6 protein-coding genes are annotated in these 13,622 nt (G+C 43.5%); 3 read left to right on the top strand and 3 right to left on the bottom strand.

The window, feature by feature from the left end; genetic code table 11:
* Positions 1-112 precede the first annotated feature (112 nt).
* The 3 genes from H8S63_RS15510 to H8S63_RS15520 form a co-directional block, all read right to left on the bottom strand.
* On the bottom strand, positions 113-5,836 hold the full coding sequence (locus H8S63_RS15510) for an alpha-2-macroglobulin family protein (protein ID WP_186927307.1): 5,724 nt from the start codon (positions 5,834-5,836) through the stop codon (positions 113-115).
* A 704-nt stretch (positions 5,837-6,540) separates the two neighbouring features.
* Positions 6,541-7,998, bottom strand: coding sequence for an aminoacyl-histidine dipeptidase (locus H8S63_RS15515; protein ID WP_186927308.1), 1,458 nt, complete (start codon positions 7,996-7,998; stop codon positions 6,541-6,543).
* A gap of 24 nt (positions 7,999-8,022) precedes the next feature.
* A complete protein-coding gene (locus tag H8S63_RS15520; protein WP_007764677.1) occupies positions 8,023-9,009 on the bottom strand; it encodes a lysylphosphatidylglycerol synthase transmembrane domain-containing protein in 987 nt (328 codons plus the stop codon).
* A gap of 112 nt (positions 9,010-9,121) precedes the next feature.
* Here H8S63_RS15520 and rsmA point away from each other — a divergent pair, with 112 nt between their 5' ends.
* The 3 genes from rsmA (at position 9,122) to H8S63_RS15535 (ending at position 13,186) form a co-directional block, all read left to right on the top strand.
* Entirely contained in the window at positions 9,122-9,910 is a 789-nt protein-coding gene (gene rsmA / locus H8S63_RS15525) for a 16S rRNA (adenine(1518)-N(6)/adenine(1519)-N(6))-dimethyltransferase RsmA (RefSeq protein ID WP_186927309.1), read from the top strand.
* Positions 9,907-11,247 (top strand): magnesium transporter, encoded by a 1,341-nt coding sequence (gene mgtE, locus H8S63_RS15530; RefSeq protein ID WP_007751237.1) that lies wholly within the window; start codon positions 9,907-9,909, stop codon positions 11,245-11,247. The genes rsmA and mgtE overlap by 4 nt, the downstream gene beginning before the upstream one ends.
* A gap of 85 nt (positions 11,248-11,332) precedes the next feature.
* On the top strand, positions 11,333-13,186 hold the full coding sequence (locus H8S63_RS15535) for a DUF349 domain-containing protein (RefSeq protein ID WP_186927310.1): 1,854 nt from the start codon (positions 11,333-11,335) through the stop codon (positions 13,184-13,186).
* Positions 13,187-13,622 lie beyond the last annotated feature (436 nt).

Consider the following 13,622-nt stretch of genomic DNA (forward strand, 5'->3'; position numbering starts at 1 on the left):
TTAGATGAGTTTCTCACCACAGATTACACAGATTAACACAGATTGGGAAAAGACTTTACATGCAGACGAGGCCTGTCATGCCTTGTCTGCAAACTAAAATCTTCGCTTTTGGTTATTCAATAATAATTGTCATTGATGCGGAATGTGAAACGTATTCGGGAGCGTATGCACACTGAATAGTGACCAGTCCTGTTTCGTAAGTTCCTTCACGGCTCACACGGTAGCCGTATTCCAGTACGTAGACGCCTTTGCCCAAATGGTCGAAGAAGAAGTTGGTAGAGGCGTCTTTAATGTCTACATAATAGCCGAATCCATTGTTCCAGCGATAACCGGAAATACTGCCGACAGGCTCGAAGCAGGCGCCACGCTGGTCTTTCAACTGCACAAAGTCCATCGTACGGTCTACACTAATGGTCAGACGGGAAACAACTTTATCACCTACTGTGAGAACGGTCTTTGAAGTAATAGGCTGCAATTGTGCAACGTTGTTCTCTATGCGTTCTACGTACAGTTGCTTCTCTACATTCAATGCACCACCCTGTTGTTTCACATCACTGATAGGAGAATCGTATTCAGCGTAAACAGCTCCCCAAGCGATACCCGGATTCCTTTTTTCCACTTCAATCTTACGGGCGTCTACCACATTTTTCTGTGTGAACGAACGTTTGATATAACCCAATCCCGGAACGGTTGTCTTACTCGGAGATACCGTTTCCAGTACCTCGTTGGCAATCACAATACGTACGTCCCCTTGATTATCGAGCAGATTGGCGCCTTTCATCAACAGGGCATACACAGCATCCGCCGTAGCTACCGGAGAACTCCACTGCTGCGTCTGTTTTTGCTTTAACAGCCAGAGTTTCATTTCTTCGACTGTTTCCCGGTTTCCGTTTCCGCCAATCAGTTCCAATGCTTCCATCACATCTACATGGGCTTGCAACTTCATACCTCCCCAAGCATACGGATTCTCATTGAAGGCAAAGAACATTCCTTGCTCATCCGTTTTCGTCAGATGTTCCTTCAAGGAAGCGACAAACTCTTGGGCTTCTTTCTTACGCCCGGCTTTATCAAGTACAATGGCTGCAATCGCTTTCGTTTCCATCGAAGAAGAGGTAAGCAACTCTCCCACTTTAGACAGATAATAAGCATAAGCAATCTTACTTGCCGCAGGAACCTGTTCACCGGAAATCGCGACAATATACAGATATTGCAGAATACCGCTTGAAACTCCTGTCTGTTTCACTCCCTTTTTCTGCGCTTTCAGTATATTCTTGTATTCTTCTAAAGCCGACTGATGAAGATAAGTTAATGCCTTAGCCTGCAAGTCAAGGGCGGTTCCACTCAATGGCGCACCTGTCAGTAGCGCAAGGCGGGCATTCAGTTCGGCAATATAAGCCGTTACATAACGACTGCCGTTCATTCCCTTAAACCATGACCAAGCGCCGTCGGAATTCTGCAATTCCTGCAATCTGGTCAAAGCCGCAATGTTATTGCTGCGGATATTATTCAGGTCGAACAGCGTAGCGATACGTTCTTTCTGCTGTTCTTCCGTCTTGGCTTCGAGTACCCACGGCGATTCGGACAACAGAATGTTCTTCACTTCCTGGTTCTTTTGCAAATCACTCAAGAAGGTTTCTTTCGTACCGCCTTGAAGTTTCCAACTATCGAAAACTGCCTTAATGCGCGGCTGGCTGTTCATAATGTAAGAAGCCAATGTATTTGCATAATAGGCTGTAGCCCACGAAATAGCATTATTATTCACTGGGAGGCTTAGCGAAGGCAGTGCCTGAATGGCATACCAAGCCGGATTTCCCGTAAACTCAATAGTCAGTTTGCGGTCGGTCGCCGTTTTACTATGCTGATTGAACAAGCTGTCGAGTGAGAATGTACGGGTTTCTTCTCCACGCACAGGCATCGGAAGCGTCTCTACCAAATGCTCCTTATTGCTCAGCACCGGAAGAAGTTGTTGCTCACCGTCACTGAACGTACCGCTATCGGCTATCATCCGACAACCCAGTATCTCGTATTTATCATTCACGGTAAATCTGAAATTCACTCCGATTGTCTTTCCGGCAGCTACCGAGAATTTCTGTTTCTGCGTGCTGACAACTTTTTCCGTCATCGGATCGAAAAGAATCATACTGACTGTACCTGCCTGCGGCTTGCCTGTCATATTGGAAATAGAAGCGGCAATAGACGTCTTGTCGCCTACACGGACGAAGCGAGGGAGATTAGGAGTCAACATAAATTCCTTGCTCGTGGCAGCTTCACCATCCAACGTTCCCGTCAGCATTCCTTTGGTATGGGAATATCCACGAAAGTTCCAACGTGTCAGACTTTCGGGCATAGTGAAAGAGAAGGATATTTCTCCTTGTTCATTCGTACGAAGCTGCGGATAGAAGAAAGCTGTTTCGGCAAGGTTCGTACGCAAGTCGGCGGGCGCATCAGGAAGGGTTGCTTCTTCAAATTTCGCATCAGTAGCCTCAGAGACTAAGGCAGGCACATATTTCACTTCCACCACATTGCTCCGGCTTGCAACACTGCCCGTCATCGCTGCTTTCTTCTGCACTCCCACCCCTCTAATCATCACTCTATCGGCCAATATTTCGGATTCAAAGAACACATTTCCGATCCTTGACGGCATTACGAAATAGTCATACGCCAGCACCGGCACTTTCAGCGTCTTATTGTTCCACCAGTAATTGAATGAGTTGTTTCCCAAATAGCCATTCATCCAACGGAAATTAGGAAGTATCCGATTATAGTAAAGCCGGAAATCCTGTCGGCGATTCCAAATTTTATCTAATGACGTATCATACATCGTAGCCAGCATTTCCGCATCAGCGGCCTGCCCCTGCGGTGTCTTAATCGTCAATTTCCACTCTTCTTTCTGTCCGGGACGCAATTTGTCACGGAACACCTCCCACTTCATCGTCAACGTCTTATCCGCCAAGCGTTTCTCTACGGAGACCTGTTCCTGATAAAGCTGCCCGTCTCTTACCATACAGAAGTTCACAAAAATACCGTCTCCATAGCTCTCCAGATACGGATAGGTAAAACGCACAATCGTATCGGACAAGTTCAACGCCTTACTTTCCAGTTGTTTGTCACCACAGAAGACGTTCATCATCACATAAGTGTCCTTTTCTGAAGTACCGAAACAGAATACTGCCGGGCGGGTTGCATCAAACTCCGTATTTTCCGCATAGAACCAAGTAGGTGATTTCACCGGCGGACGCTTGTCGCCGATAGAGAATAGGATCGTCTGAGCCTCCGTCTCCACTTCTTTTCCCTGACTGTCTTTCGCTACCGCTTTCAGCATATAAGTTCCCGATGGAAGATTCTTCCAGTCAAGCGTCATTTCCTTATTAGAAGTAAATGTTCCTGTTGCAACGGGATTCTCACTTGCCTTCTTAAAGCCGGTTTCTTTCAGGCTACTCTCTTTCACGTTTGTCTCTTCGAGGGGATACAGATAGTAATTGCCATTCACCTCCACAGGCTGTTCGTTCAGGTTCTGAGCTTTAAACACAATATCAAACGGCCGGTCTTTGCACGTCTTCTTGTCCAACTCCATCTGTAGAACCAACGAACAGTTACCCGCCGGAATCACATCTGTAGAAGATTGCGTTTCACCTGCCACATTGGTAACAGTAGCTTCGATGGAATAACGGTAATATACTCTATCATTATTCTTATACTCGTCACTTTCCTCCAGACGGACGGGTATCGTAAATTCTCCATTCTCATTGGCAGTCACCTCTCCGGAAGCAATCTGCACAGCCCCCGAAATTCTCCAGAGGTTATATGCAGAACGTTTTACCGTATATTTCACCGGAAGATCCTGAAGCGACACACCGCTATAAGATTGAATCTTACCTTTCACCTGCACTTCATCTCCAAGCTTGTAGCTTTCCGTCTGCTTTTCAAAAGTTATATCAAATGTCGGACGTTTATAATCTTCTACACGAACAGTCGTTCCACCCTCTCCCGCCGTTAAAGAAAAGACTCCGTTCAGACAAGCGGAAGGCAAAGCAAAATCAGTCGCAAACGAACCGAATTCATTGGTACGTACAGATTTCCGTCCCACTTCCTGATAGTTCGCATCGTACAAAGTCACTGTATAGGCTTTGTTCGGAATCACATCAGCTGTGTCCGATTTCTGGGCAAATGCAATACCTTTCACATACACAGTCTGTCCCGGACGATACAGAGAACGGTCGGTCAACAACGTCATTTCCTCAACAGCTTTATCTTTATTGCCATAGTATCCATAACTTCCGCCATAAATTCCTTGTTTCGGCATAGCCGTATCCGTGCCTTTCGAGGCTTTCAGATACCGATACTTGGTATTCCTGAGGAATACCACTTTCCCCTCTTTATCGGTCGTAAACTCTTGCAACACTTTCTCGTCACTACTGTATAGTGTAACTTTCGCATTGGGAATGGGATGTCCGGTCTGTCCGTCCAGAGTCACCACCTCGTATTGGTTTTCGGGCAGACGGCAGGTCAATACTTTAAAACGCGTCACGTTAAACTTGCTTTCACTATCCCTCTTGGCACGAATATCCGGAATAATACGCATCACGTAAGTTCCCAAATCCGGAGCTTTGAATGTAAATACAGTATCCTTTGCCCGATAATCTTTCGGACGAAGAACGGAATAATGTTGTTCTTTAACCAGTTTCTTCGCCTGATACAGCCGCACAGTAAAGCCATCCAGATTTTTATGTCCCACATTCAACTTGATTTCTTCATTCGGAAAGGCCTGGCTCACTGCACTGACATTCAAGAAAGGCGCTAAAATCTCTTCACGGAGATTCTTCAGCGCATTTATCCTGCGATAACCCGGATAAAGACGGATCGCCTCATCACAAAGTTGCAAAGCGTTGACTTGCTGCATCTTCTCAACAGCATAGCGGACTTGTGCCAAATAGACTTCCGCACATATCGGCTCTGATTTGAACTGCCTTTTAAGCTCGTCCAAAGCGGCATTATATGTGTCTGCCGTCCATTCGCCCAATCCTTTTTTTAGTTGGACAGGCTGCAATTTGTTATCATTGTCACGTTTCCATTCCAGATATTGAAGCATGGTCAATACATACCCCTCTTTAAGCCCGGCCGTCTCATAAGCGTCAGTCATACGCTCATATATATTGATAATATCCTGTTTCACAGGAGAAGCTGTAATACCATTGAAACTGCCGCGTTCGAGTCTTTCAATCTGATTCAGAGCCCTAATGGCACGGGAAGCCAGCAGATGGTACATATCGTGATGATAATATTCGCTAGTTTCGCCCAGCTCCACAAAAGGAATGTAATTACGTGAAGAAGTCTTGAGCAATAAGAGAGAGTCCGCCAAAGCTTCCTTTACATTAGTCCGCACTTTCTCTACAAACATATTCGCCGTCCATTCGCGTATATCTGCGGACGGAGTCTCACCTACAATCTCGGTTCTTTGCCGGAGTTGCCACTGGTTGTCGGCGGCATAATTGGCATAGAATTCCGCTATCAAAGAGTGCAATATGGCGCGATCCATCGGCTGTTTTGTCTGCTTCGCCCATTGCTCCAAGTCTCTTAAACCGACATAAAAGCTATCCGGTGTCAATATATCCTGAGTTTTCATCCGCCACATATATGCTTTCAGCATTTGTGCGGAATTCCTTTCTTTCTCTCCTTTCTGATAAATTTCATCAGTCAGTTTTATCACTGTCTTAGGCAAGCTCTTTTTCTCCGCCTGCTCCACTTCTTTCCATAATTTGTCGAAAGTCTGTGCTTGCATTGCCGGAATCACTCCCAGTCCAAGCAGCACCATCATACAAATCTGCCTTACTTTCATAATCTCTCCAGTTTAAGTTTGATAGATATCTTTGCTTAAACAACAAAGTAAAGAAATAAAGTTTAAAGATTTGTACTTTTTAGCTTAAATTTTGCTTTCATCCTTACTGTAATTCAAAGATATACAGAACGGATAACCGACCTTACAGAATATAAACAAAGTGGGGATATCGTTTTCAATAACGTATCCCCACTCTAAACTTAGTTAATGTACTCGTTCTCATTTCTCAATTCTATACCCCCATGACAGCATTTCGTTACGACCTACTTCACTGAGGATTTTTCTTACTAAAGAACTCATTTTCTTTGCCATAATCTTAAATCTTTTAAATTATTAATTCCTGAAAACTAAAACTTACTTGTTAGGGGTTGCATTAATTGTCGAATATCCCCAAACATGTACATCGGCTTCACCGATCTTTCTAAACAATCTTTTTAACCTTTTCATTTTGTTATCCTCCTAATTACATGTTTTACAACACAAAAATACGGCCTTTGTTTATACGTTGTACCCCAAAAAGAGATAAATTTATGTTTTATAGCATATTTCTTGACTTGCGTCAATTAATTTATTTGTTATAAAAGGCAATTGTAACAGAGTGGCAGTTAATAAGACAAAAAGGCACAGATGACATTTCATCCGTGCCTTTTGCTAAATTATATCTACATTATATCTACCTATATATAATAGGTATAGGTACGCTCTTATTTAATCGGAGTCTGCTCTAAGGTAGCCACCAGAAAGTCATAGAACTTCTGCACAGTGGGAATCAGCGCTCTTTCATCCGGTGAATGCGGTGAACGCAAGGTCGGGCCGAAAGAAATCATATCCAATCCCGGAATAATAGCACCGATAATGCCACATTCCAAACCTGCATGGATTACTTTCACTGCCGGTTCTACTCCAAACTGCTGCTTATAGGACGCTTTCATCGCTTTCAGAATCGGAGAATCGACATTCGGCTGCCAACCGGAGTAACCGCCTGTCATCTCCACCTTCATCCCTGCCATAGAGAAACAAGATTCGAGACTGGTAGTCAGATATTCCTTCATGCTGTCGCTTGAACTGCGAGCCAAAATCTTAATAGCCGCTTTGCCTTCGCCAATCGTTATTATGGCAAGATTGGAGGATGTCTCTACCGTGTCCGGAACAGTAGGAATCATACGTGTCACCCCATTCTGACAAGCAAAAATCGCATCAATCAGGTTGTCCTGAATCTCTTCCGGAACTTCACCAGCCGGAAGTTCCACACGTTCCGCCGTGAAACTGATCGGAGTCTCGATAGCCGAATATTCTTCATTGAACAGGTCTTCGCAATATTTCACCAAGCCCAACAGCTCTTTTTCATTTTCGGCAGGAATTGTAATTACCGCATGCGCTTCACGCGGGATAGCATTACGCATATTACCGCCTTCCCAACTTGCCAAGCGAGCTTCATAGTTGGCAACGGCTTCACGAATAAAACGAACCAGCAATTTATTCGCATTGGCACGTCCTTCATTGATTTCCAGTCCCGAATGTCCGCCGCGCAATCCTTTCAATGTTACTTTCACTGCAATATCTCCTTCTTCCGGAGCCACCTCTTTATATTCCAGAGTAGCAGTGACATCCATACCTCCGGCACAACCGATATACAATTCACCTTCATCTTCCGAATCCAGATTCAACAGGATTTCCCCATTCACCGTACCCGGTTTCAGACCGAACGCACCATACATCCCGGTCTCTTCATCCTTAGTGATCAGAGCTTCCAAAGGACCGTGTTTCAAATCTTTTGCTTCCAGCACGGCCATGATAGCAGCTACCCCCAGTCCGTTGTCCGCACCCAAAGTTGTACCTTTCGCTTTTACCCAGTCACCGTCTATATAAGTTTCAATCGGATCTTTTTCAAAATCGTGTACAGTATCGTTGTTCTTCTGGGGAACCATATCCATGTGCGCCTGAAGAATCACGCCTTTGCGATTTTCCATACCCGGAGTTGCCGGCTTACGTATAATCACGTTGCCTGCTTCGTCTACAAAAGATTCCAGTCCTAAGCCTTTTCCAAAGTTAATCAGAAATTCAGTCACTTTTTCCATATGCCCTGACGGACGGGGAATCTGAGTCAACGAATAAAAATGCTTCCATACGTTTTGTGGAGCTAAAGAAAGAATAGTACTCATAACAAATCTATTTTTATTAAGTGATTACTTTCGCTGTCTGTTGGTGAACGGCAATGCCGCCAAACCATATATGCCCAACAAAACTACTAAAAAGGTTTGAATACCGTGCACAATCAAGGCAAATATTCCGGCATTTGTCACATTTACTCCATAAAGCATCATCATAGAAATAACGGCAAAGTGCCATGGACCCGCTCCGTTGGGGGTGGGCACAATCACTGCGAATGTGCCGCCAACAAACATGACCAAAGCCGCCATCATGCCTAAATGCGCAGTGAAAGCAAAGCAATAGAACGTGAAGTAAAAGTGGAAAAAGTAACAAGCCCAAATAGCTAATGTATAAAATATAAATAAAGGAATATTGCGCACTCCACGCAAGGACATAATTCCCTCCCAGATGTTCAAGACAAAACCTTTTACCCGTTCATAAAAGAATAATGTCTTTCGTAAATAATAAAGTAACATCGCCACTCCGATGAAACAGAACAAGACAATATAAAACCATACGGACGTCAACAGATGCATCATGGAAGGTATCTTCGTTCCGGTCTGTTGAAGAAAAGTGACAAATATCGGCATTTGCAGCAAGACGGTAATTCCTGTTATCAGGAGAATGGTCAACGTATCGACCAACCGTTCCGTCACGACTGTTCCCAATGATTTGGCAAACGACACATCATCGTATTTTGCCAATATTCCGCAACGGCTCACTTCTCCGATACGGGGAACGACCAGACTGGCAGCATAAGAAACAAAAATGGCGTTCACACAATCTCTTCTTTTAGGAAACGCATCCAAAGGCTCCAACGTCTGCCGCCACCGCCAGCCACGAAACACTTGCGCAAATATTCCGAACAACAGCGAGAAAAGCATCCACCACCAATTTGTACCATGCTTCAACACATCGCCCGCCTCTGCAAAATCAAAGTCGCGATACACCCAGAATAAAATAAAGCCGCCCAAAACAATCGGTAATATCAGTTTCAGCGTCTTTTTTAACAGTTTCTTCATCCTTAATTCTTCATTAGCTGCGCTGGCATATCATTTATTTTTAATTAGTGGCACGTTCTTCATTTAAAAGAATTACCTTTGTCGACTGCAAAAGTAATTATTTAGTTGGTAAATGAAATTAGTAAAGCCTAAAAAGTTTCTCGGACAGCACTTTCTGAAAGATTTGAAAGTAGCTCAGGATATTGCCGATACGGTCGACACCTTTCCCAAACTGCCCATTTTAGAGGTAGGACCAGGTATGGGCGTACTGACTCAATTTCTGGTGAAGAAAGACCGGCTGGTAAAAGTCGTAGAAGTTGACTATGAATCGGTTGCTTATCTCCGCGAAGCCTATCCGTCACTGGAAGACCATATTATTGAAGACGATTTCCTGAAGATGAATCTTCACCGGTTGTTTGATGGGAAACCTTTCGTTCTGACCGGTAATTACCCGTATAATATCTCCAGCCAGATCTTTTTCAAGATGTTGGATAATAAGGATATCATTCCTTGTTGCACAGGTATGATCCAGAAAGAGGTTGCCGAACGTATTGCCGCCGGACCGGGAAGCAAAACATACGGTATTCTCAGCGTATTGATTCAAGCGTGGTACAAGGTGGAATATCTGTTTACTGTCAGCGAACACGTATTCAACCCGCCTCCCAAAGTCAAAAGTGCCGTTATCCGTATGACGCGCAACGAAGTCCAAGAGCTGGGATGCGACGAGAAGTTATTCAAGCAGGTGGTGAAAACCACCTTCAACCAACGGCGCAAGACTTTGCGCAATTCCATCAAACCGATCTTAGGCAAAGATTGTCCACTGACAGAGGACTCATTATTCAATAAACGTCCGGAACAACTATCGGTAGAAGAATTTATCGACTTGACCAATAAAGTGGAAGAAGCACTGAAACAACAATGAACGAGGAATACATTGACACCGTAAAACACCTTATAGAGCAGAAAGACGCTGATAAGGTAAAAGAACTCCTCATCGACCTTCATCCGGCCGACATCGCTGAGTTATGCAATGACTTGAATGCGGAAGGAGCCAGATTCATTTATCGCTTGCTCGATAACGAAACGGCCGCCGACGTGCTGGTCGAAATGGACGAGGATGCACGTAAAGAGCTTCTCGAAATGCTTCCTTCGGAGACTATCGCCAAACGCTTTGTCGACTATATGGATACGGATGACGCCGTAGACCTGATGCGTGAACTTGACGAGGACAAGCAGGAAGAAGTTCTTTCGCATATCGAAGACATCGAACAGGCAGGAGATATTGTCGACTTGTTGAAATACGACGAAAATACCGCCGGCGGTTTGATGGGTACGGAAATGGTACTTGTCAACGAGAACTGGAGTATGCCCGAGTGTCTGAAAGAGATGCGACAACAAGCGGAGGAGCTGGATGAGATCTATTATGTATATGTCATTGACGACGACGAACGTTTGCGTGGTATCTTCCCACTCAAGAAAATGATTACTTCTCCATCCGTGTCCAAAGTAAAGCATGTGATGCAGAAAGATCCGATTTCCGTGCACGTAGACACTCCTATCGACGAAGTGGTACAAGCGATTGAGAAGTATGACTTGGTGGCTATTCCCGTTATCGACAGCATCGGGCGGCTCGTAGGACAAATCACTGTCGACGACGTCATGGATGAGGTTCGTGAACAGTCGGAACGTGATTACCAATTGGCTTCCGGTCTTTCGCAAGACGTAGAAACCGACGACAACGTACTCAAGCAGACTACTGCCCGTCTCCCCTGGTTATTGATCGGTATGCTCGGTGGTATCGGAAACTCCATGATTCTGGGTAACTTCGATTCAACCTTTGCCGCCCATCCTGAAATGGCACTCTATATCCCGCTTATCGGTGGTACAGGTGGAAATGTCGGAACACAATCTTCAGCTATCATCGTGCAAGGGCTGGCAAACAGCTCGCTGGATGCTAAAAACACATTCAAGCAAGTGACCAAAGAAGCGGTAGTGGCGTTAATCAATGCTACAATCATCTCTTTATTGGTATATACATATAATTTCATCCGCTTCGGCGCAACGGCTACGGTTACGTATTCCGTATCCATCAGTCTGTTTGCCGTAGTGATGTTCGCTTCTATTTTTGGAACACTCGTGCCAATGACGCTCGAAAAGCTAAAAATAGATCCCGCCATTGCAACGGGACCCTTTATTGCCATCACAAATGACATTATCGGCATGATGTTGTACATGGGAATTACGGTTTTATTATCATAAAAACAGGCTAAACAAAAAAAAATAAGCAAAATAGTATGAAGTAATCGTTTTATTTCATTAATTTGTGACCCAAAACTAATATACAATGATGGACGCTCATGACACTAATCAACCCTTGAACCAAGGGGAATTAGAAGAAGAAAAAAAAACAGTCGAGGTTTCTGAAGCTATAACAGAGACTCCAACTGAAGAAGTTACTGCCGAAGTTCAAACTGAAGCAGCTCCTAAACCTGCTACAAAGGAAGATGTATTAAACCTATTAAAGGAGCTTGCGCAGAATGCAGAAAATGCGAACAAGCAGGATATCGATAATCTGAAACAATCATTCTACAAGTTACATAACGTCGAACTGGAAGCTGCTAAAAAGGAGTTCACAGATAACGGTGGAGCCATTGAGGATTTTGTTCCGCAAGAAGACCCGGAAGAAGAAGAATTCAAACGTCTGATGGGAGTTATCAAAGAAAAGCGAAGCAAAATGGCTGCCGAGTTAGAACGACAAAAAGAAGAAAACCTACAAGTCAAACTTTCCATCATCGAAGAACTGAAGGAATTAGTAGAATCCGGAGATGACGCCAATAAATCTTACACCGAATTCAAAAAGCTGCAACAGCAGTGGAATGAGACAAAGCTGGTTCCGCAAGGCAAAGTAAATGAACTGTGGAAGAATTATCAATTATATGTAGAGAAGTTCTACGACTTATTGAAGCTGAACAACGAATTCCGCGAATATGACTTCAAGAAGAACTTGGAAATCAAGACTCACCTTTGCGAAGCTGCCGAAAAGTTGGCTGACGAAGAAGATGTTGTTTCCGCTTTCCACCAACTCCAAAAATTGCATCAGGAATTCCGTGATACGGGTCCGGTAGCCAAAGAGTTGCGTGATGAAATATGGAACCGCTTCAAGGCGGCTTCTACAGCCGTCAACCGTCGCCATCAGCAACATTTTGAAGCACTGAAGGAAACAGAACAGCACAATCTAGACCAAAAAACCGTTATCTGCGAAATCGTAGAAGCGATAGAATATAATGAACTGAAAACATTCTCTGCTTGGGAAAACAAGACTCAGGAAGTAATTGCATTGCAAAACAAATGGAAAACAATCGGTTTTGCACCTCAAAAGATGAATGTGAAGATATTCGAACGTTTCCGTCATGCGTGTGATGACTTCTTCAAGAAAAAAGGAGAATTCTTCAAGAGCTTGAAAGAAGGAATGAACGAAAATCTGGAAAAGAAAAAAGCACTGTGTGAGAAAGCGGAAGCCTTGAAAGACAGCACTGACTGGAAAGCTACTGCCGACGCTCTCACCAAACTTCAAAAAGAGTGGAAAACTATCGGGCCGGTAGCCAAGAAACATTCGGATGCAGTATGGAAACGTTTCATTTCCGCTTGCGACTATTTCTTCGACCAGAAAAACAAAGCTACTTCTTCACAACGTTCTGTGGAAGTAGAGAACATGGAGAAAAAGAAAGCATTGATCGAAAAGCTGTCTGCCATCGACGAAAACATGGATATGGAAGAAGCCAGTACACTTGTTCGGGAGTTAATGAAAGAATGGAACTCTATCGGTCATGTGCCATTCAAAGAGAAAGATAAACTTTACAAGCAATACCACAGCTTGATTGACCAATTGTTTGATCGTTTCAACATCAACACTTCCAATAAGAAGCTAAGTAATTTCCGTTCTAACATCAGCAATATTCAAGGAAGTGGCCCGCAATCTTTATACAGAGAACGAGAAAAGCTGGTACGTGCTTATGAGAATATGAAGAACGAACTACAGACATATGAGAACAATCTGGGCTTCTTGACTTCCACTTCAAAGAAAGGTAGTAGCCTGTTAACTGAATTGAATCGCAAGGTAGACAAATTAAAAGCAGATTTGGACTTGGTTTTACAGAAAATCAAGGTAATTGACGAATCAATAAAAACTGAAGAATGATCCGCTCGCTGATTTGAGAAGATACAGGAAAGTGTATCAGAATGCAGATTAACGGTAAATTATCGCAAAAGAATTCTATAGAATATTATTAACGCATAGAATCTTCTGTGATAATTTACCGTTAATCTGCATTTTATCATTCATTATTACACCCTCTTATTTTCAGCCGAATCGAATTTCAAATATCAAAAAAAGAGCATCCGTATCACCTAATTAACCACCGAATCAGGGCAGACGCATTATATTTTTTACTATATTCTCCTTTGCTATTCCTTTGTTATATTATTGTTTATTAGTATATTACCATTTGTTTATGCCGATTGTTTTTCTTATCTTTATAAGATATATTAAAACATAAACTAACATGAAAATTGGCATAATTGACCTTTGTAAACAAATAGAAGATCCTAGGATGAACCGTAAAAAAGTACATAAA

The organism is Bacteroides sp. NSJ-39, from assembly GCF_014287315.1.
Lineage (GTDB): Bacteria > Bacteroidota > Bacteroidia > Bacteroidales > Bacteroidaceae > Bacteroides > Bacteroides finegoldii.